Genomic DNA, 21,339 nt, shown 5'->3' with positions numbered 1-21,339 from the left:
ATTATCCCTCATTTCTTTCATGTTGTTGTTTATAATGAGGGCTATCCACACTAGTGCAAATATGCCCTTCTAACGATTTTTCAGCTGCCTTTAAGATGCTCTGATACCCTGTACAGCGACAGAGATGCCCCGAAAGTTCTCGTTTAAGCTCATCCCGAGTATACTCTTTGCCGCTCTCCGCCAGGGCCGTAGTTGTTAAGACAAGGCCAGGAGTACAAAAACCGCACTGTACAGCACCTTCATCAACAAAGGCCTTTTGGACCTCAGAGAGCTCCCCACTTTTTGAGGCCACACCTTCAATCGTCGTAATCTCCTTACCGTCGGCCCAGACCGCTAGATAAATGCAGGAATCAAAAGGAACACCGTCAATGAGCACACTACATGCTCCACATTCTCCAACCCCACAGCCCTTTTTAGTTCCAGTGTACCCTAACCGACTTCTCAACATCTCCAGCAACGATTCACGGATATCGACTTCAAAATTAAAGGCTTTACCATTGACAGAAAACGCAATTCTTTTAAACAAGTTGCTCACCTCCTGCGTTAACAATGGCTGTTTTCAAAGCTCTTTGCACAAGTTCTTCCACAAGATGCTCCCGATAGTCTTTCGACGCTCGCCAAGAGGTTCGGGCTTTAGCCGAGTTAACCGCCAACTTTCCAATCTCCGCCACAGTTTCCTCTGAAACGTCTTTTCCTGAGGCATATACTTCCGCTTCCAGACACCTCAGAGGCGTTGGACCTGCTACCCCGAGTCCAATTCTAACCTCTTCGAAGGTTTTTCCATGCAATTTGCAAACGACCGAGACAGCCAGCGTGGCAATATCCATCGCCTCACGCATGGCAAATTTAATGTACTGACCGCCAAACCCTTGGTAATCGTCCGAGGAAATGTGAATTTCCGTAAGAATTTCGCCGGGTTTCAGAGCCACCTGGCCTGGCCCCAGGTAAAATTCACGAATTGGAACGAGGCGTTCACCTTGCTGACTCACTAATTTCAATTGGGCATTGAGTGCAAACAACGAGGAGGCACTGTCTGCAGAGGTTGCCCCATTACAGACATTTCCACCGATTGTGGCAATATTTCTAATTTGCGGCCCTCCCATGGAGATTGCCGCCTCCGTCAAGATAGGGATTACTTCCCGCAGGATTGGATCGTTAAAAACCTTCGTAAAGGTAGCCATCGCGCCAATGACAACGGTTCCATCCTCAGCCTTCCGAATCTCGGCGAGGGATTTTATCTTGCGCAAACTAAGCAGCTCCGCAGCTTCAATCTGGCCACCATGCATTTTGATGAGTACATCTGTCCCACCTGCAATGAGTCTTAGATTGGGGTTTTGGGCAAGGAGCGCCGTTGCTTCACTAACGGTCTCCGCTTCACAATAACCAATAATATCGTACATCTGATCACCGCCTTCCTAGATTAAACCAGCTTCTTTGAAACCTTCAAATACCCGCTGCGGATTCATCGGCAACCGATTAAACGAGACACCCGTCGCATCCAAGACAGCGTTGCGAATCGCAGGAGCTGGGGTAATAGTTGGAGGTTCTCCCAGAGATTTAACGCCAAAGGGCCCGGTAGGCTCGTGAGTTTCCACGAAAGCCACACCAATCTCCGGTGTATCCATAATGGTGGGAAGTTTATAATCCAGCAAGTTATTATTCAGCGCTTTACCCGTCACTTCATCAAAGAGCAACTGTTCAGACAGCGCATAACCAATGCCCATACTCACCCCACCCTGGACTTGCCCCTCAGCCATTTTTGGATTGACAATCGTCCCGGAATCATGAACATTGTAAATTTCTAAGACCTCAATCTTGCCGGTCTTAATATCGACTTCGACCTCAGCAAAGGTTACCCCAAACGGGATAGCATTAATACGAGCATTATTGGAAATATCGCTCGTAATCGGTTTGGCCCGCAGGAGATCATAGTAGGACTGCATGGCGACTTGTTCTAAGGTCAAGACGCTTTCCCCGGAATGCTTATAGACAATTTTTTGATCCACGAGATCAATTCTATCCACCGGAATATCTGTCATGCTCGCTGCAAAGCCGAGGATCTTTTCCTTAACCTCGAGCGCAGCCTTTTCAACCGCCATTCCGGAAACATAGGTTTGTCTTGAAGCGTAACACCCTGTATCAAACGGGGAAATGTCTGTATCTTGAGTAGAGAGAACATGAACCATCTCCATCGGGAGTCCCAACACTTCAGCTACCATCTGGCCAAAGACGGTATCACTGCCCTGCCCGGTATCCGTGGCCCCAATCTGTAGTTGGACTGAACCATCTTGGTTTAAGACAATCCGAGCACCGGCCAGCTCTAAGGCAACCGGGTAAGTTCCTGAGGCGTAACTAAAGCAAGCCATGCCCAAACCCCTGAGCTTATGCCCGCTCTGTTCTTTATATAAAGCCTTTTTCTCATCCCACTTGATTAAGGCCTTGCCCTTATCAATACACTCACGGATACCACAGCTCGTGACCTTGTTTTTACTCACTGGATCAACATACCCGACTTCCACAAAGTTCTTGCGGCGAATTTCGATGGGATCAATATTCAGCCGTTTAGCAATATCCTCCAGATGGGATTCAAACGCATAAAATATTTGTGGACACCCGTACCCTCGCATCGCCCCAGCGACTGGTAAGTTCGTGTAAACCGTCATGGGGTCATATTTCAAGGCCTTAGTCGGATAGAGATAGCGGAATTTCCCCCCAGCACTGCCCGCTATGGAGTGACCGTGCGAGGCATAGGCCCCCGTATTAGAAATCGCCCTAATATGAATTCCGATGATTTTACCATCTTGATTGATGCCAGTTTTAATTTTAAATTTAAAAGCATGACGAGTACGGGTATCCGTCATACTCTCTTCCCGCGAGAGTTCTATTTTTACCGGTCTCCCGCCCACTGCTAAGGTCATCGCCGCGTTTAATGGTTCAATAGCAACATCTTGCTTGTTGCCAAACCCACCGCCAACATAGGGTTTGATCACGCGCACCCGACCCCAGGGAATCCCCAGCGCTTGAGCAACAACTCGGCGCACAATCTGGGGAATCTGGGTCGAGGTGACGATCACAATCCGCCCATCCATATCCTGATAAGCATAGGAAGTTTGATTTTCCATATGACAATGCTGGACGATGCTTGTTTCGTACTCCCCTTCAAAGATATGATCCGATTCTTTAAAGGCTTCTTCTATATCTCCGATGGCAAACCCACCGGAAGCTAAAATGTTACTTGCGCGTCCTTCGTGAATCAACGGAGCACCGTCTTTAAGTGCCGCCTCCGTGCTCGTTAGTGCTTCCAATACTTCATATTCAACCTCAATTAATTTTAAAGCCTTTGCGGCAATAAGCTCATCCGTCGCCACGACCGCCGCAATAGCATCTCCTACAAATCGAACCTTCTTCGCTAAAATATGGCGATCTTCTACATCCCTATGACTAGGATCCAGCGAATAGGGATGTCCTGCCGTACCGAATTTAATCCGCTCTTCTTCATCCTCTGCATCATCCTGAACATCTCCGATCATTCCTGGCAAAGAAGTAGCATAGTTAATTCGCGGTAGGTCTTTATAAGTTAACACAGCTTCCACACCGGGCAAGGCTTTAGCTTTACTCACATCAATCGTTTTAATGATCGCATGAGCATAGGGGCTATGCAGAATCTTGCCGACTAACATGTCACGCTCATAAAAATCATCCGTATACTTAGCTTTACCTGTTACCTTAGCAACAGCATCCACTCTTCGGACACTTTTCCCTACAACTGTATAAGCCATTTATTTCCCTCCGTCCCAACATTTATCGAATATCAATACTGCAGAGCAGCACCTAAACTGGACAAAGCAAATTTTCTTCTCCACGACACGTGCAAAACCTACTATTTATTAACTATTGCAAAATTCATGCCAGCAAATACAATGTCGCAAGGAGACTCAATTACCGACTTTTGTTAGGGTTAAGGAACGAGGTTTATCAAACCGATAAGATTTCTCCTTACTATATCGACATTTTTAAAGAAAAACACCTGATTATCAAAAAGATAATAAGCTTATCAATATGATAAGCTTATTATAGCCTGAAGCCTCGTCCTCAGCACAGTATGCCCAGAAAATAGCGTTTTACAAAAATTACCGAATATTATAGCGCGCTAATTTTCGATAAAGAGTTGCCACTCCAATTCCTAAAGCCTTGGCCACTTTTTCTTTCCCACGTACACTGTCTTCGGCCGTCTGGACACAACGAAGAATGGTCTCTCGCTCAATGGTTTCAAGATTAAATCCCTCCAGCTCATCCGATAACTCGATCTGTCTCAGTCTGGGAGAGAGATGCTCCTCTGTCAACGTTGAATTTTCCGTTAAGTTCATAGCATATTCAATAACATTCTGAAGTTCACGGACATTCCCCGGCCAAGGATATTCGCGCAATCTTTGCAGAAATCCGTCTGATAAAAAGCGGACATCTTTATTGAGCTGTTGATTATAGATCTGGATAAAATTCTCACATAAAGGAGCCAAATCTTCTTTTCGGTCACGTAAAGGTTTGATATACATCGGAATGACGTTGATCCGATAATACAGATCTTCTCGAAATTCACCCTTCGCCATCATTTGCTCCAGGTTACGATGCGTGGCTGCAATCACACGGACATCGACTGAAGTCGGGGTTATTCCCCCAATGCGTTCGATTTGACGTTCTTGGAGCACCCTCAGAATTTTGGCCTGTAAAAACAACGGCATATCTCCGATTTCATCGAGGAAAAGTGTCCCCCTATTGGCCAGTTCAATCTTTCCGATTTTGCCCCCTTTGCGCGCGCCAGTAAATGCACCATCTTCATACCCAAATAATTCACTTTCCAGCAACGACTCGGGAATAGCTGTACAGTTAATAGCCATGAAAACCCCTTTTTGCCGGGGACTGAGATTATGAATCGACCGAGCCAACATCTCTTTACCCGTCCCGCTTTCCCCTCGAATCAAAACGGTCGATTTGCTTGCGGCAACGACTTTTGCTCGCTCACGGATTTGGCACATTGATTCACTGTCTCCCAAAAAATCCTCAATCGTATGACCGACATCTCGAATGGTCAGCCGATTGACGATTCGACTGATCTCATCAAACGGCCGCAGAATCACAGCAATACTCTTCATACCATCTTCCCCGTGAATAGGTAAAGCTCGCAAGACCATTTGCACCCGATTTTTCTTGGTTTCAACATGGACCTCACGTTCGACGACTTCATCCTCATTTTCCGCCACGTTAAGGATATCCGCAACAATTTGCGAAGGGAATAAGGAATGCAGACTTCTCCGCGGCGTGAGTAAATTGGCACTAAACAAACGTTGGGCAACCTGATTGAAGTGGAGGATGTTTCCCTCCAGATCCGCAGTGAGCAGCCCTTCATCCAAGCAGTCAATAATAGAGTTCAGATAGTGATTAGCAGAAACCAGACCTGCTAAAAACTCCTGCTCCTTAAGTTTTAAGGCAATGGTTTCAGCCATTTTCGTTAAGAACGTGAGATAGGAGTGCTGATTTTCTATAATTAGTTTAGCTTGGACTTCTGTAAAACAAATAAGTCCGATAGCTCCCACCGCTTTACCGTCCACATTGATCGGGGAAACAACTTCATATTTCTCTGTACAATTCCCCCGTGCTTTACAAGGCGTACAGAGAGGATGATGCCCCGGTGTTTCTATCACAAACTGATGTCCCGTCCGCAGAACCTCCTGATACACATACCCCTGCCGGTCCATAGATTGGCCGACCCCTTTGTGATATTTACCAGTTCCAGCAATACGCATCAGATTATGATCCGCTATCTCTATATCGATTTTTACAACGGTTGCAATCGCTTCAGCAATTTGTTGTGCATAATCTTTAACAACCATGAGTTCAACCATGCAATTTACCCCCATAAAAACTATTGTTTCCCAAAAACCTATCCCTATGTTAATGCCCTCTTCTTGACATTCGAACTCTCGATAATCTTTTGATAATCTTTCTAAAAAACTATTCGCTATGTAGCCCATAATATCCTTTAACGGTCATAATAACCCAAAAGGTTTGTAAAGAAGTTATATGTACAATAAAGTAATGGGTTGAAATCCTAGCAACCATGGACTCCAACCCATTACTCTATTTTCGAAACAACGAATTTCCTTGAGCTCAAAAAAGATTCAACCTATAATGCCCAGCATAATAGAAAAAGCCAAGTAGTAAGAGGTTTAGTAAAATCAGGAGCGGGGCACCAATCACGAACTTCGAGTGGGCGGTCTTATGATGGAAAACCTTCATTCCTGAATAAAGCCCGATCCCTCCTAAAGCCGCTCCCATAAAAAGTAAGCTTGCTTCCGGAATCCTCCAGCGGTGCAATCTAGCGCGGCGTTTATCTCTGCCCATGGCAATAAATACATAACAGTTCCAAATGACGTAAACAACCAGGAAAACCTTCAGACTAAACAACCCATTCTCCCCCTATTTCGTGGTTCGTGGTTCGTAGTTCGTAGTTCGAATATCGAACCACGCTATAGCCCACTCCAACGTCGATAAAGCGTATGTTCAATCCCAAACTGATCCAATACCTTTCCGGCGACATGATCAATTAAATCCTGCATCTCTTTGGGCTGATGATAAAACCCCGGCGAAGCAGGCATAATCGTCGCGCCAGCCCGGGCCAGCCTTAACATGTTCTCGAGATGAATAATATTGTACGGCATCTCACGAGGAACAACAACAAGCGGCCGGCGTTCTTTCAGCGATACCTGTGCCGCACGTGCCAAAAGTTGATCTCCTGTGCCCGTTGCCATCAACCCCAGCGTATTCATCGAACAGGGGATCACTGCCATCCCCTCAGTTCGATAAGAACCACTAGCCAGCGAGGAAAAAAGGTTCGTATTTTCATGAATATGTACATTTTCCGGAAAAGCTGCCCGTTCGAACCCCGTTTCATAAGCAAGAACTTTTTCACCAGTTGGAGACATAACTAACTCAACCTCCCACTCCATCGCAGCGAGAACGTTAATCAAAGTGAGAGCATAAATCGAGCCGCTTGCCCCTGTTAGGCCAATAATCAGACGTTTTGTCACAAGACACCTCCCTATAGAAATTCCATTTCATAGTGCATGAATATCTTATATATATCAGCCACCACTGTCCTAAACATGTTTGGCTTATCAAGTCTATTTAGCAATCTCTGCAAAATCTTGGTTTGCTGAAATGAGGTTCTTATCTTTGCGAATCAAACTAATACCCCAAAAGATTACAACAGCACCGACACCCTGCATCACATGAACCTGTTCCCTTAGAATAATAGCTGCTGTGATTACCGCAACGGCCGGAACCGCATACATATAAGCCATTATTCGATTTGCCCCTACTCTGCTGATAGCATGATACCATACGACTAGCCCAAAAGCCGTCACAAGAACAATTGAAAAACCCATAGAACCCCATGCTGAGAGGGGTATATTTGACCAGGACAACGTTTGCACTCCTCTGAATCCAACCATCAGGAGAAATATCGTACCAAATAACGAAGAATATGTAATCGTTTTAAGCGCCGAGTATTTGCGTAACATGCGTTTGGCGAGTACCGGATAAAAACCCCACACACTCGAGGCCAAGAGACCAATAAGATCTCCACGCAGCACGTCCCAACCCACGGCCAATTTGTTCGTTCCAAAAAGCAAGACAAAAATAACCCCTAATAAAGACAAAGCACTTCCTCGCCGTCCCCGGGAGCCTAATCGCTCTTGACCTGCTATCCAGGCAAAAATCGCGGCGAAAACCGGCGAAACGGCAAGCATTAGCGACGCATTAGTAGCAGTTGCATATTTAACGGCAGCCATGAACAAGGTCTGATAAATAGTAACGCCTACAAGCCCGATCAACGCCAATTCATAACAATCCTTGAGCTGAATACGTAGATTCTTTTCCAACGCATACAATAAAAGAAAAAGTATTGGCGTGGCTCCCACAAAGCGAATGACCGTAAAAGTCAACGGGTCAAAACCCGCCATTCCCCATTTGCCAACAACGTAATTAGCTCCCCACACCAAAACGACACACCAGAGCACCCACTCTGGGAAATCTCTCTCAGTAGTCATAAGCTACCCCCTTTCTCTTTCAACCATACGAAAAACCCCTCGCATGGTTTAATGCAGGGGCCTACCATGTTTTACTTTATATAACTAAATAATTGTATCATAGAAAAACAGATCCTAAAATAGCAAAAATATTGTTACCTTCAGAATCCTCCGACCAGTAGCTTCTTAAAGATGTACTAAATTGAAGGGGATAAATTGAGCGATAAATTGAAGATCTATGAAAGATCTATAAAATTAGCGAAAAGTGAATTTTATCGTTGACAAGATATCTATTTTCTCTTATAATAATGACTGTTACGCGGTCGTGGCGGAACTGGCAGACGCGCTAGATTCAGGTTCTAGTGCTCGCAAGGGCATGGAGGTTCAAGTCCTCTCGACCGCACCATTTTTATGTCTATAAGTATTTTTATATAGACTCATTAAAACCTTGGAAGTCTTGGTACAAGCGGATTACAGAAGATTTATAGAGGAATGCTAAAATGCGAGGCTGAACGACAAATCAGTTAAACACCTCTAAGAACCTGTTAGTATCCGTAAGTAGTCGGTCAAGATTCGGTCAAGTCGGTCAGCGAAATTTAGTTCTGCAAACTACTCTTCCTTTCAATAAAGGGGAGAGTAGTTTTTTATTTGTAGTTAATATTTCTCCAACATGCTTCCTTCCATTTTTTCTTTAATTATTTTGGGTCACTGGATAGGATCAACTAACCATGCTCACGAAATCCTTTCGTAAAGTAAAGCAGAGAACAAACTGACCTTAAACCACCTTGGGGTTTCATTTTTTCACTTCAACTAAGCAATAGACCATTTTGTAAACCACCCTCAACTATCTACTTAGGTATTTTACCTCACCTATCCATCATCTATCCCTGTGCATGTCTGCATCAACATCTACATCGATGTCACACTCACCATATTCTAATTTTAATATTTCTTCGTCAAATATGAATAACTGAACTGGCTCATCACCAGTTCAATTCCTCTAAGTCCTTGTCCATTTTCTCTTGAGTCGTTTTAGCATAGATTGCTGTTGTCTCCAACTGCTTATATCCAAATATGCCATTGAACAGTCGAATCACACTTCCTGAAAGGTTCGAGAAGCGATTGAAGAGTATCTTCGAGTCAGGCCTAAGAAGGACAGCACCAACAAGTTTTCGAGTTTTATATAACATGATTTTAAAGCCAAAGCTCTGTTTTTATAGTTTCGTGAAGTAATAAATAATGAAACACTAAGTAATCCAATAGATGCTATTACTGATATTAGAGATAAAGTAGAATTTGAATGTTCAGGGAAAAGAGTCCATATCGATAAGCTTACTAATATTACTGAATAATAAACAAAAATAAACTGAGCATAAAGTTCAGCATTTTCTAAACGCTCTGATGCTACAATCCTGCATTTTCTAGTAATCCATATTTTACGCAATAAAGAATCGATAAGGTCATCCGTCATTATTTTCAACCCAATCTTCTAAAAGTGAAAGCCCTTGATGTTGTTAAATATTTACCTATAATAGGTCAATAATAATGGAGAATAAAAATCTCATTGTTACTTAGATTAAATATTCCAATATAGGAATCATTTCTTTCGAAATAAGGGCTTTCACTTTCTACATTCTAGAAAATATTTTATAATCCTTCCTTTAATACGAAATAATGCAGAATTAATAATTCTTATGAATAGGCAATAGGCTAAGTTGTCATTCTGATCCACCACCTTACTTCTTAGTGGCTCTTCTGATAGTATTCATGCTTCTTTCCTACTTTCCTTCCTTGCATGCAAGCATGCGTGCAATCTAATAATCTATTTGAAGTGCAAGGTTAAGTATAGGGAATTAACCAGGGCAGGATTTTTGAGGTTACCTTCATTTGTTGAATTTGTTAGTTAAGCAGTGACCAAAAACATTAGCCGAGAACTCTGTGATGGGTTCTCGGCTTTTCATTATATATGTCTATCGTTATCTGTAATTTTCGGCAGAAATTGGGCTAACTTAGACCTTTGAGACTGAATCGCCAATACTGGAGTAATTAATCATGGTTGACAGATTCGCCTTGATGTTTAAAATCTCTGAATAATTCATAGGCACTCTTACTATTTGCATATGTAATTTCAATTTAGCGATATGAATGATTGTCATTTATGGTAAGATCGTTGTAATTTTTTAACAAGATTCCCCTTACTTTGCAAAAAGTTTATGCGATAATTAAATGCAAGTAATACTGTTCTCTCTTGGTTTACATCGATGTATTATTCTCAGAGGGGTGTTTAAAATTAATAAGAGGTATTTAAAGAATAACAAAGTAAAACTTAGAAGATTAGATTCGGATTCCATGATATTTAAAAAGATGTTAATACCTACACTATTTTTGATTATATTACTCTCGTCAATATATTTTTTATATAACACTTCAAATTCTGACTTTATTTGGTCATCATATGTCGGTTCTTCTGATGATTTCCGTATTTCCGATTTTAGTGGCTATATTTCAGATAATACAAATTATATAGAAGTTCCAGATGATATAGATACTTCTACCAGGGAAAATTTATCTGGGTTTGGTAAAATTTCTTTCGATGATTCAGATAAAAACAATTCAACTATTGTATCATATCGAAATGAAAATAAGGAAGAGAAAAAAATAGAAGTCAAAAAAACAGATATACTTTCAATATTATTTATAAATACTTTATTTTCTTCTAATATACATTATATTAGTGCAAATGGAGCAAATCTTAAGGGTAGTAAATCTGAAGTAATTAAAGATAACCTTATTTTTGATGGTCAAGAAAGTACTCTGTATAAAGATATTTATTACTACCCTAATATCAAGAATGATCATGGTTTTACAGTTGAATTACATCCTGCTAATATAAAAACAATGATACCAAATAATATAACTTTATCGACTAATAAAGAATTTCTGCTTTTGCTAAATGGAATTGTATTAGATAAACCTATTCAAGTCAGTTTTAACAAAGATGTTTCATTATTAATTTCGGGAAGTAGCAAGATGAAAATTCATGTAACCAACTTTAAATTGAAAGGGGTCTGTTCATCTTTTGAAACTGCAGAAACTACTGGTAAAATTGCGTTAGTCCAACAAGGAAATACAAAGGAGATTCCAATAACAATTTCCCCCTTGCGGATTTCTGGCAGTAAAACAAATATTTCTCAACTGTCTGATGTCAAAAATGAGGTTAAGCTTTCAGGTAATAGAGAAGAAATCAGTATAAATAACATGAGTATTTTGCCCGGAATACTTTCTTGGATAAATCAAAATAGCTATGTAGTTATTACTCTTATTTTGACAATTGCTACAATATTTGGTTTTTTTAAAAAATCTGCTTAGTCCAGTTCTAAACAAAAAGAGCCAATCGAACAACAGATACAACTTCTTGCAATACCAGAGTGAGATCAAAGGGGAGGTAAAGCCGTTCATTATATTTTTTAGGGGCTGTGTGAAAACACAGCTAAGAAAAACAGTCTAAAATGCAAGTTTTAGACTGTTTTTTGCCATTTTAGAGTGGAGTAATGGTAAAATTGAATATTTCGTTTTGGTAGAGCAGACTTCTCGGTGAATTAGAGCACCGGTCACGGACAGATTGAGCACTCGGCTCGATTAATAGGACACTTTGAGGATCTCTGTATTGTCTCCTGAGGATATGCTGCCGAAGTAGCATACCCTCAGATAGATGCTAACTTCGATTAGAAATCAACATATTTGGTTGGAATTTCTATGCCATACTTGAGCAGAATGCCTTTGAGAATTTCATTTTCTGCTCTCAGTTCGCCAATGCTTTCTAAAACTAACCTATGGTCGGATAAGAACTCATTAAAAAGATCATGCAATTCTTCATACCGTTCTTTGTAATTCTTCTTTTTCATAAGTCAGCCCCTCCCGACTTATTGGATTTTAAGCCGTGGCGCTCACGCATGGATATATTACCATCGATTAATATTTCAAAGGAATTGTGCTTAATGCGATCAATAATGGCTTCCGATACGATTCCATCTTCAGCAGTCCCGATACGATCATACCAGCCGCGAGGATCAAACTGTGTACAGAATATCATAGAACCACCTCTGGTTCGTGCTTCAACAATTTCGAACAGTTCCATAGCCTGGTCTGTAGAAAGTGGCTTAAGAAGCCACTCGTCAAGAATCAATAGATCCACTTTTTGGTATGCTTTGATTAATTTCTTGTAGGTGCCTTCTCCCTTGGCAATGACAAGATCATTCAATAGTTCAGGGAGTCGGATATAGCGGACTTTTAGAAAGTTTCTGCACGCAGCAATGCCAAGCGCACAGGCAATATACCTGAAGCCCCTTCTAGCAGGATATGATTGCCATCATGAATATAACGGCAAGTTGAAAGCTGAAGAATCTGGGATTTGTCCAATTGTCGGTCAGCATGGTATTCTATGTTCTCAACACATGCATCAGGATAACGAAATGTGGCTGTCTTAATAGACTTTTGCAGTTTGCTAGTACGGCGTTTTTGGTACTCGGCATCCACAAGTATCCCAAAACGGTCGTTAAACGAAAGAGCTTCATAGGAAAGGTCACCATCCTGTGACTTAAAGGCATCAGCCATAGCACTAAGCCGCATCGTGTGCAGTTTGTCGATGGTAGGTTGGTTAATCATTGGATTTCACCCCCACCAAAGTATGCGGCACCTCTTGTGAACCCATAGCGTCCACTTGGCTTAGAACCTGTGGCGGACTTATCCGGTTTTACCTTGTCTTGTCCTGTCTTCAGAATCATTTGGATGTTTTTCAGACTCGGGGTTGGGGTGTAAGCAAGTGCTCTACAGCAGGCGTCCTCGATACGTTCAATGGAGTATTTGTCAGCCAACTTCATCAGCGTTTTGCATGACGGATAGGATTGTTTCTCGACTTTATTAGCTGTCAGTATAACTTTCATAACTGTTTCAGTCGAACGTCCCACTCCAGCAGCCCATTCGAGAAAGTTTGTGGTGGTATAGGTAAGATACTGTTTGTGGTTGTCAGGCATGTGTTCAGGAAGTATGACCGGATCACAGACACCAAATCTCCGGACATGTGAGGCAATCCGATTGTTATGAAAGAACACCTCTATGGCTTTGCCAGTGTAACGGATGCTTACTTCCTTGCCAATAAATTCATAAGGTACCGAATACTTGATTTTATCCACAGTTATGAGATAATCGGCCTGTATGGTTGCAGTTGCCCAGACGGCAATCTCATACGTGGAAGTAGGTAATGGCAGAAGGTAGGATTTTTCCTCATCTTCAAATGCAGAAAGCCTGCTTCCATTCTTTTTTTGGAAGGGTTTTGCATTGAATTCTGCCAGCTTATTCTTGACAGCACTATTTAGTTCAATAAAGGAAAAGAATTTTCTATTGCGAAGTGCGGCAATGATCCAAGTAGATATGACATTCACCGTGCCTTCAGCATTGGGTTTGTCTTTCGGTGAAACCGGTCTAGCAGGGATCACTGCTGTCCCGTAATGTTCGGCCATTTCCTGGTAAATTGGGTTTAGAACGACTTCGCTACGTGAATGGCGGATGACGCCAGTTTTGAGGTTTAATGCAAAGCCATTATTAATGTAAAGTTAAATCAAAAGACACAGGAAACAAAGGATTTATTCTTGCTGTGACTTTACATTAATCACCTATAATAGAATCAGCCAAAAATGAAAGGAGACCAAACAAATGGCTGTTTCTATTATAATAACTGAGTTGCAACTGTTAATGGAACAATTAAAATCGGAGATAACAGTTGAGTTACCCGGCTCGAAACTTGCCGATGCGTATTGTGGCATAATTGATGGGTTCATCCTCTTTTGTAAGGAATTACCCAAGTCTAATCCGGTGGATAATGTACCGCGTTATTTCAAACAGGTTGCCGGTGTTGATCCGTATATGCACCCCTCTACGTGCGCTGCAAGACCAAAGCAAGAGCAGTATTGTTCATTAGAGATACTCTCAACGGAAACAGATTTGCTAGAAGATACATCTACAATACCGTTCCGATTCCAGAAGTGTTCCGTAATGATATCCTGTTGTATACCGATTGGCTTATTTCAAACGGATGCAGCCGTAGTACAATAAAAACCCGAATCGGAAGGTTGAAACCATTTTTTATTTTTGCTTATGCAGAGAGATGTGTTTCAACCGAGAACCTGAACGCTTCCATACTGGCTGGATTTATCGGCACCTTGAACGGGAAATACTCTGCCACTGGCAAAACAAATATTCTTTATACGATCAGAAGTTATTTTGCGTGTCCAGCTATTATGCAGAAGCTACAGTTCAGCACTTCCTCATTTCTTGATAACCTGCACACCAACAAACATGAACGTCTGGAATCGTTTTACAGTGGCGAAGAGATACGGAAAGTGTTAGCGTCCGTAGACAGGTCTTCCGGTCATGGAAAAATGCTATATCTGATCATGCTTTTTGCCAGTGTTTACGGATTACGTTCTTCTGATATACGGACTTTGCAGTTCTCAAACATTGAATGGCGAAAACAGAAAATCAAGTTGTATCAGCAGAAGACCCGCCAGTACCTCGAATTGCCTTTGACTCATGAAATATGTCTGGCTCTTCTGGATTATATGAAAAATGCAAGACCTGAAACTGATAGTCCTTTTATTTTCATTAAGCAGAGACCGCCACATACGCCATATGGCGACGATAATCATTTTTCCTCCAAAGTACGTGCCTTCTTCTTGATGGCACGCGTTGACACAGACAGAAAACATGCAGGGCTTCATTCCATGAGACATAGTTTAGCTACGGGGATGATGTCTGATGGTGTTCCGATTAATGAGATTGCAACAGTACTCGGACACACCTCTCCACAATCAACGACAAGATATATCTGGTCAGATATTTTGCAGTTGAGGAAAGCTTCCATGGAGGTGATTCCTTATGGTAAATGACAAAGAATTTCTGGCATTCCATGATGGTATCTTCAAGGGATACTTCGAAAAATATATCGAGTTTAAACGTGGAAAAGGAGAAAAAGTTACGCATTCCACACTCATCAGGCTCAAGTTATTAAACCAAGAACTCAATCATCTTTGCGGAAGCCTGGAAATCAGCCGCGAAACCGCTGAAACAATACTTTGCGAACGCAACAATGAAAGCCCGGCAAACAGGGGACTCCGCATCTCTGATTTGCGCCAGTTCTCCCGCTTCCTGCAGGGATTGGGTGGTCGAACATGGGAAATCCCGCCTAAATATATAAAAAATGCCCATGTGGCGTTTCGCCCATATATATTCTCGGAAGAAGAACTGACTGCCATAACATTAGCAGCCGACAGCCTTCCGAATGGAAGAAGGTCGCAGAGCCATTGTACCGCATATCCTGTAATCATACGCATTTTGATTGGAACCGGTATGCGAATCGGAGAAGTTATTTCTCTCAGGATACAGGATGTTGACATTGAAAACCGTCTGCTCATCGTTTATAAATCCAAAAATAATGTGTCACGGTATGTTCCAATGTCAGAAAGCCTTTTTGTATCTGTCGAAAAATATTTTTATGAGTGTGCCTGCCAAAATGACGCACAGCAGTATCTGTTTGTTTCACCGTATACCGGAACTGGGTACTCATATGGTGCCATGAAATATATGTTCAAAAAGATATTCAAGACTGTGAGGATCTGTCCTCCACAAGGGAAGCTCCCTAGAATTCACGATGTCAGGCATTCTTTCTGCACAGCCAGTTTGAACAATATGTTGGAATCCGGCATGAACCTCTATACAGCAGTGCCGATATTGGCAGCATATGTCGGGCATGTAAATCTGAGCGATACAGAACGCTATATCCACCTAACAGAGCATGGTTACCGGGATTTTATAGAGAAAGAGTCCTGTCTTAGCTGCCTGATTCCGGAGGTGGGTGATGAACACTAAGCCATTATCTCATTACATACAAAGTTATTTTATGTCATACCTCATCTCCCAGAGAGGATATGGCAGCAACACGATTTCATCCTATAGGGATACATTTAAGCTACTGTTCCTTTTTCTGAGTGAAAATGGCAAGAAAGTCACCAGACTATCATTAGATGACATCGATCAAAATTGTATTATTGAATTCCTGCAGTGGCTTGAATTCCGGCGGGATAATGCAGTCTCAACACGGAATGTCCGCCTGGCTCATCTAAAACCGTTCTGGGGATATGTGCTGTCAATGGCTCCTGAAATATCAGGGCATTGCAGCCAGATAATAAATATCCCATTCAAAAAGGCTGATAAGAAACCGCCTTCTTATATGACAGAAGCAGAAACCTCACTTCTTCTTGGCATGCCGGACTGTACAACACGTTCAGGCATACGGCATGTTGCTATGCTGTCATTGCTGTATGATTCAGGATGTAGGGTTCAGGAACTGATTGATCTTAATGTTGCGGATGTTACCTTGGGCAGCATATGCAAGCTGTTTGTGAAAGGTAAAGGAAATAAATTCCGAGAAATACCTATCATGCAGGAAACGGGAAAGGTTCTTAACAAATATATCCAGATATACAAGCTGCAATCAGACAAGTCTCTATTCAGCAACAGCCGAGGAGACCGTCTTACCAGAGCAGGAATCTCCCACATCATGAATAAATACAAAAATATTGCCAATGAGCAGAATGTCGCCGCTTTTCAGGAAAATGTGTCACCGCACCTTATGAGACATACAAAGGCGACTCATCTTGTGAATCATGGTGTAAGTATTTATAATGTCCGGGACTTTCTTGGGCATTCATCCGTAACCACAACTCAGGTATATCTTACTTCCAACCCTGAGGTTACAAGAGAGGCAATTGAAAAAGCCTCACTGAAAACTGTACCAGACAGCGTTGAGTATTATTCGTCAGAGGAAAAATCTGATTTGTTGGCCTTCCTTGAAACGCTTATCTAAAATATAATGTAAAGTTGGATTCTGGATAACCCCCTATTTGCTTGATTTCGGCATCTGGCTTTACATTAATAATGGCTTTGCATTAAATTGCTAATGTAAATCTTTACATTAGAGGTTATCGGGAACGAGAATCCTTGTTGCACCCCCAAAGAACTGGTAGGCATGAATGTGCGCCGTAATCCAATTCTCAGTAACCATTGACGGAAATGCTTCCGCATAACTGTAAAGGCTACATGGTAGCGTCGCAACAAAAACATAGGCCTTAATATCTTCTCCTGTGATTGAGTCTGTAACAGTTAGCGTGTTTCCGGCCCAATCCACTTCTAGAAGTTCACCAGGCTTGCGTTTGATTCGCATAGTCGCTTTAGTCTTGTATACGAACGCTTTGTAGTAATCGCAAAACTGAGTGTATTGATAAGGGATAGCCTTTTCGGCTTCGCATCGCTCACAATATTCACTCCACAGCAATGTGAGAGTAACCCCAGGTTTTGCCAACTCCTTATGCATATAGGCATAATCGAGCATCTTGCGACCCGACTCTGCAACCCTCCCAGGATATAATAACTTCCTAATGTCAGTATCGGTTAACTCGTCCGACAAAGGCCATACTAATAGGCCCTTCTGTTCTGCAAGGTCGCAGACTTCAGTAACTGTGTTTCTTGAACAGTGGAGACTGGTCGCGATTTGACTCTTGCTGTGGTTCAGGCATTTGAGCCTGATAATTTCTCGATAATTTACCACAATTATCGACCTCCATAAAAATATTTACACAAAAAATCGTGCATATATCAATTATAGGGTCGCTATATGAAGTGATATAGATCGGTTGCTCTGTACTCCGTGAAAGTTGCTCTATTTTATCGAGACATATGCTCACTTTTACCGAGAAGTCCGCTCTCTTGAAACGAAATATTCATAATATGAGAAAGATGGCAGCCTTCAGTGTATGATGGCTGCCGTCTTTGTTTTTTTGTACATTTTATGGAGTTTATTTCATTAATAACGACGAAGGGGACCTCGGGTTCGACAGTCTGTAGGCACGAGAAGTGCCTCAAACCCATGTGGTGCAAGGGCTAGAGGCACTTGTGGATAATTTGCCGTGTGTCTACGTTTTTGACCCCTGAAAAAGTGAAATATCCTGTATTTTAGCGGGTTCCAGGATTTTCAACAAAAAAAGAATTCTCTTTTGACCTTCGGTTATCTCTGTTCTTTGATAGACCTTTCCGTCCGTCGATTCATACTCAATCAGATGCATGTCTTCCAGTTCCGAGCGCAATTGGGGCCAGGTCTGATGGGTGTTAACCTCTGCAATTCTAACGAGGAGAAGAGATAACCAACACAGGAGGACATGAGCTCGTATCCGTTCTTCTTTGCGGTGATAGACAGGCCTTAAGTTCCAGCGTGGTTTTAAGAGTTCGAAACGCTCGTTCAACTTCAAGGAGTTGCTTGTAGCCTAAGGCAACATCTTCCACGGAAAGGGTATCATCCGATGTGCGGATCAGATATCTCCCATCGAGATGCTCCATCTCTTTAACCGCTTGGTTATTGATCTTGAAATTTCCTTTAGAGTCCATCTTGAGATACTTTTTGTACGTGATGTGACTGTTAAGGCGGCAATGAGCTTTGGAGTGAGCACTTCCATCCAGTTCTTTAAGCTTAGCAAGCTCCGCTTTGAGTTTCTCCAGATGCTTTTCAAGCCTTGCAGCATCCCGTCGAGCTTCAGCAGGATTGCGGACAAGTACATAGCGAACGCGGGCTTCGCCGTCACCTACGATGACTTCTTTTACCTCAAGGTTTTCGCGAACAGATCGAAATCGCCCAGGATGAGCGAGTGCCTTTTCGACGATGGGTTTACCTGCTGTCATCCGTTCACCAACAATATAGTGACCACCCGCCTCTTGAAGAATGCGAAGGTTTCCTTCGGACGAAAAACCTCGGTCAGCCACTGTCACCACTCGGCCAAGCTTCCAACCGGTTAAGTCTCTCTTAACCTCTGGGATGACTGTCATATCCGAGGTGTTTCCGGGCCAAGACCAGCATCGTATGGGGATACCGTCCCTTGTCACAGCTAAACCAATCACAATTTGAGGAAGGTCAGGACGGCGGTCTTTGGGAACCCCGCTGGTTAAATAATGAATAACCCTATGGTCCCGCTTATATCGAACTTCCTTTAAATGATAAGGTTTCCCGGTCTTTACGATTTTCTGTAGCGGCATCTCCACCTGAAAGTATTCACAGATATCTTGACCGATGACCTCATCCTCCTTAAGTCACGATATAGCCAACCTTAAGTTAATCTTAATTCTACCTTGTTCTTGTCGGCATCAATGATGATACTCCTGATGTCATAATCTCTTTTTTAGTTTAATAAAAAGCCCCAAGTCTAAAAAGTCAGTTGGTTTGTGGGGATTAGCCTCCGGATTTTTCATGATTATACCGTCATTAGCCAGTGCAATAGGTATGATATTCTCTTTACTGTCCCTGATACCTTGGGTGATATTTATTGTATTACTGATGATCAATTTCAAAAAATTCGCCACTGACACTGCATTTTAACCGGGACGTAAGACAGGGAGCATTCTTGGCTAGGAGAGTCGTGATTGTGAAAACCATTGTTTGATATCTTTGGAATTTCGAGAAAAATATGTTGCTTAAAAGAGGAACGGCAAAATAACGGGAGAAACCCCATAAGCTTATGCTTTACGGGGTTTCTATCCGATTTTTCCTCTATTACTGTTTATAGCCGTCTGTCAGGGTATTTAAGAAGGCAACGATGGCATCAACTTCATCTGAGGTTAAGCCAAGATTCCCTACCTCTTGTTTATTGACATTTTCGGGAACCTCCGGGGCCGGCCAATTATCAGTATCTCTTGTATTGTAAAAATTCACCACTTCCCGCAGGGTCTTGAAATAGCCGTTATGCATGTAGGGGTACGTTATAGCCATATTGCGCAGAGAGGGAACCTTAAATTTACCATATTCATTTGGGTCATTAAGAACACCTCCCAGGCCTAAATCCACATAGTTCTTGCCTTCGAGATTAAAGGCGCTCGGCAGGTATAAATAAGGACTATCCCAATTCTTCGGCACACCCAGATTATCATAACTATAATCCGTGAAAAGGGGATGGTCAGCATTATAAGGCCCAATTTGGCTGGAGTGACAGGCGGTACAATTACCCTTGTTCGGATCATTGAACAATTCAAGACCTAATTTTTCCTGCTCCGTCAGTGTGGCTTCACCTTTCAGATAGTAATCATATTTAGATGTAAATTTATTTAATTCATCCGTGTTTTCATAGGCCGCAATGGCGTCGGCCACGTCATTATAAGCTGTTTCCACATTATCAAAGGCATTGTCACCGTAGACATTTGTAAAAAGATAGGCGTAGTTTGAATTGAAGACTGCCGAAATAACTGCCTGTTTATTAAGGTTATGCATTTCCAGCGGGTTCAGGAAGGGTCCTTTGGCCTGTTCAACGAGGTTTGCCGCCCGCCCATCCCAGAACTGTCCACCGACATATCCATTCGCGGTGAGTTGAAATGTCGGGCTAAAAGCAGCGTACGCCGCAGACGGGCTGTTGCGATTGCCAAAAAGCCTGGGCACCACGCCCTGTGATACAGGGAGGTTAGAGTCGGGATCTGTAAAGGCTACCGATGGATCGTGGCAAGAGGAGCAGGACATACCATTAGGTGTAGAAAGATTTTTGTCAAAAAACATAAGCTTCCCTAGGGCTTGTTTTGGAGTAATTTCCTCTGCAAAAGCAGTTCCTAACATAGTAATCAATATAAGAGACATGGTAAAGATTAAAATACAAATTTTTTTGCTCATTTAAATGCTATTCCAGAAGCCTGTAAAACAACAGTTTTTGGCTTCCACCTGTTGGTGTCGAACGGGTGGCCCGGTCACTTTTATACCTGCAGGATTATAAAAAGAATTTTTGTAATCCGCGGTGTTCTGTGACGGGCTGGAAAGCTCCTCCTTTCAATTTTTTATTTTATATATATTCTGATTTTCTTTTTTAGAACACACAAAATTTTGAATCAAGTGAGTCAGGGGAAGGCAGGCTGTGTAAAAAGTCTTTATGAATAATGTTCGGTGGTGATTGTAGTATTTTTATTTACGCGCATTTGTTTATTTCCGCGTAAAAGTGCGACCCCCTTAAACAAAAAGTTCCCTCAGACATACGTCCGCGGGAACATAAAACGCACTGTAAATTTATCCAAAACCCTAGATACCGCTGATAACAAGCTACTTCCATTCTATCACCACGACTGTCTCGACGTGCCCTGTCACTACAAAAGAGCTATAATTTTTATAGTCATATTGCCGTTA

The 21,339-nt window shown here is 42.2% G+C and carries 17 protein-coding genes, 1 tRNA gene and 2 pseudogenes; 6 read left to right on the top strand and 14 right to left on the bottom strand.

What is annotated here, in order from left to right; translation table 11 throughout:
* Position 1 precedes the first annotated feature (1 nt).
* The 7 genes from xdhC to DSBG_RS09310 all read right to left on the bottom strand — a co-directional run bounded on the left by xdhC (position 2) and on the right by DSBG_RS09310 (position 8,105).
* Positions 2-526: a xanthine dehydrogenase subunit XdhC gene (gene xdhC / locus DSBG_RS09340; RefSeq protein ID WP_068963868.1), complete on the bottom strand. Its 525-nt coding sequence runs from the start codon at positions 524-526 to the stop codon at positions 2-4.
* Positions 519-1,400, bottom strand: a complete 882-nt coding sequence (xdhB, locus tag DSBG_RS09335; protein WP_068963867.1) for a xanthine dehydrogenase FAD-binding subunit XdhB — start codon at positions 1,398-1,400, stop codon at positions 519-521. Before xdhB ends, xdhC begins: the two co-directional genes overlap by 8 nt.
* Before the next feature lie 15 nt (positions 1,401-1,415).
* A complete protein-coding gene (gene xdhA / locus DSBG_RS09330) occupies positions 1,416-3,779 on the bottom strand; it encodes a xanthine dehydrogenase molybdenum-binding subunit XdhA (protein ID WP_068963866.1) in 2,364 nt (787 codons plus the stop codon).
* 351 nt (positions 3,780-4,130) lie between these two features.
* Positions 4,131-5,900 (bottom strand): sigma-54 interaction domain-containing protein, encoded by a 1,770-nt coding sequence (locus tag DSBG_RS09325; RefSeq protein WP_068963865.1) that lies wholly within the window; start codon positions 5,898-5,900, stop codon positions 4,131-4,133.
* A 265-nt stretch (positions 5,901-6,165) separates the two neighbouring features.
* The gene (locus tag DSBG_RS09320; RefSeq protein WP_083236796.1) at positions 6,166-6,462 is read right to left on the bottom strand and encodes a DUF1294 domain-containing protein; all 297 of its coding nucleotides are present in this window, start codon (positions 6,460-6,462) and stop codon (positions 6,166-6,168) included.
* Between the two features lie 62 nt (positions 6,463-6,524).
* Complete coding sequence (locus DSBG_RS09315; RefSeq protein WP_083236795.1) at positions 6,525-7,085, bottom strand: UbiX family flavin prenyltransferase; 561 nt, start codon at positions 7,083-7,085, stop codon at positions 6,525-6,527.
* A gap of 93 nt (positions 7,086-7,178) precedes the next feature.
* A complete protein-coding gene (locus tag DSBG_RS09310) occupies positions 7,179-8,105 on the bottom strand; it encodes a DMT family transporter (RefSeq protein WP_068963864.1) in 927 nt (308 codons plus the stop codon).
* Between the two features lie 298 nt (positions 8,106-8,403).
* Here DSBG_RS09310 and DSBG_RS09305 point away from each other — a divergent pair.
* A tRNA-Leu gene (locus DSBG_RS09305) sits at positions 8,404-8,490 on the top strand.
* A 687-nt stretch (positions 8,491-9,177) separates the two neighbouring features.
* Here DSBG_RS09305 and DSBG_RS22420 read toward each other — a convergent pair.
* Positions 9,178-9,555 carry an SLATT domain-containing protein gene (locus tag DSBG_RS22420; protein ID WP_141694276.1) on the bottom strand — a complete coding sequence of 126 codons (378 nt, stop codon included), beginning with the start codon at positions 9,553-9,555 and terminating at the stop codon, positions 9,178-9,180.
* Positions 9,556-10,433: 878 nt separating this feature from the next.
* Between DSBG_RS22420 and DSBG_RS09300 the strand changes: the two genes are divergently transcribed.
* Positions 10,434-11,453 carry a hypothetical protein gene (locus tag DSBG_RS09300; RefSeq protein WP_068963863.1) on the top strand — a complete coding sequence of 340 codons (1,020 nt, stop codon included), beginning with the start codon at positions 10,434-10,436 and terminating at the stop codon, positions 11,451-11,453.
* Between the two features lie 356 nt (positions 11,454-11,809).
* Here the strand turns inward: DSBG_RS09300 and DSBG_RS09295 are convergent, their stop codons facing one another.
* The 3 genes and pseudogenes from DSBG_RS09295 to DSBG_RS09285 all read right to left on the bottom strand — a co-directional run bounded on the left by DSBG_RS09295 (position 11,810) and on the right by DSBG_RS09285 (position 13,603).
* Positions 11,810-11,989, bottom strand: a complete 180-nt coding sequence (locus tag DSBG_RS09295; protein ID WP_068963862.1) for a hypothetical protein — start codon at positions 11,987-11,989, stop codon at positions 11,810-11,812.
* A pseudogene (locus tag DSBG_RS09290) lies at positions 11,986-12,698 on the bottom strand (ATP-binding protein). The gene DSBG_RS09295 and the pseudogene DSBG_RS09290 overlap by 4 nt, the downstream one beginning before the upstream one ends.
* A 47-nt stretch (positions 12,699-12,745) precedes the next feature.
* Positions 12,746-13,603 (bottom strand): Mu transposase domain-containing protein, encoded by an 858-nt coding sequence (locus DSBG_RS09285; protein ID WP_068963861.1) that lies wholly within the window; start codon positions 13,601-13,603, stop codon positions 12,746-12,748.
* Between the two features lie 193 nt (positions 13,604-13,796).
* Here DSBG_RS09285 and DSBG_RS09280 point away from each other — a divergent pair, with 193 nt between their 5' ends.
* From DSBG_RS09280 to DSBG_RS09265, 4 genes are read left to right on the top strand one after another with little or no spacing between them, the layout of a single operon-like run.
* Entirely contained in the window at positions 13,797-14,195 is a 399-nt protein-coding gene (locus tag DSBG_RS09280) for a hypothetical protein (RefSeq protein WP_068963860.1), read from the top strand.
* Positions 14,196-14,212: 17 nt separating this feature from the next.
* Positions 14,213-15,028, top strand: a complete 816-nt coding sequence (locus DSBG_RS09275; protein ID WP_068963859.1) for a tyrosine-type recombinase/integrase — start codon at positions 14,213-14,215, stop codon at positions 15,026-15,028.
* The gene (locus tag DSBG_RS09270) at positions 15,018-16,007 is read left to right on the top strand and encodes a tyrosine-type recombinase/integrase (protein WP_068963858.1); all 990 of its coding nucleotides are present in this window, start codon (positions 15,018-15,020) and stop codon (positions 16,005-16,007) included. The genes DSBG_RS09275 and DSBG_RS09270 overlap by 11 nt, the downstream gene beginning before the upstream one ends.
* The gene (locus tag DSBG_RS09265) at positions 15,997-17,004 is read left to right on the top strand and encodes a tyrosine-type recombinase/integrase (protein ID WP_068963857.1); all 1,008 of its coding nucleotides are present in this window, start codon (positions 15,997-15,999) and stop codon (positions 17,002-17,004) included. Before DSBG_RS09270 ends, DSBG_RS09265 begins: the two co-directional genes overlap by 11 nt.
* A gap of 108 nt (positions 17,005-17,112) precedes the next feature.
* On the opposite strand, the gene DSBG_RS09260 is transcribed toward DSBG_RS09265, so the two are convergent.
* From DSBG_RS09260 to DSBG_RS09245, 3 genes and pseudogenes are all read right to left on the bottom strand, one after another.
* Positions 17,113-17,745 (bottom strand): transposase, encoded by a 633-nt coding sequence (locus DSBG_RS09260; protein WP_068963856.1) that lies wholly within the window; start codon positions 17,743-17,745, stop codon positions 17,113-17,115.
* Between the two features lie 364 nt (positions 17,746-18,109).
* Positions 18,110-19,124: pseudogene (locus DSBG_RS09255) on the bottom strand (IS1634 family transposase); the annotation flags it as partial.
* Between the two features lie 610 nt (positions 19,125-19,734).
* Positions 19,735-20,835: a cytochrome-c peroxidase gene (locus DSBG_RS09245; RefSeq protein ID WP_068963854.1), complete on the bottom strand. Its 1,101-nt coding sequence runs from the start codon at positions 20,833-20,835 to the stop codon at positions 19,735-19,737.
* Between the last annotated feature and the right edge of the window lie 504 nt (positions 20,836-21,339).

The sequence above is a fragment of the Desulfosporosinus cupriresistens genome, assembly GCF_001707885.1.
Lineage (GTDB): Bacteria > Bacillota > Desulfitobacteriia > Desulfitobacteriales > Desulfitobacteriaceae > Desulfosporosinus.
This window is presented reverse-complemented; position numbering and strand designations above follow the sequence as displayed.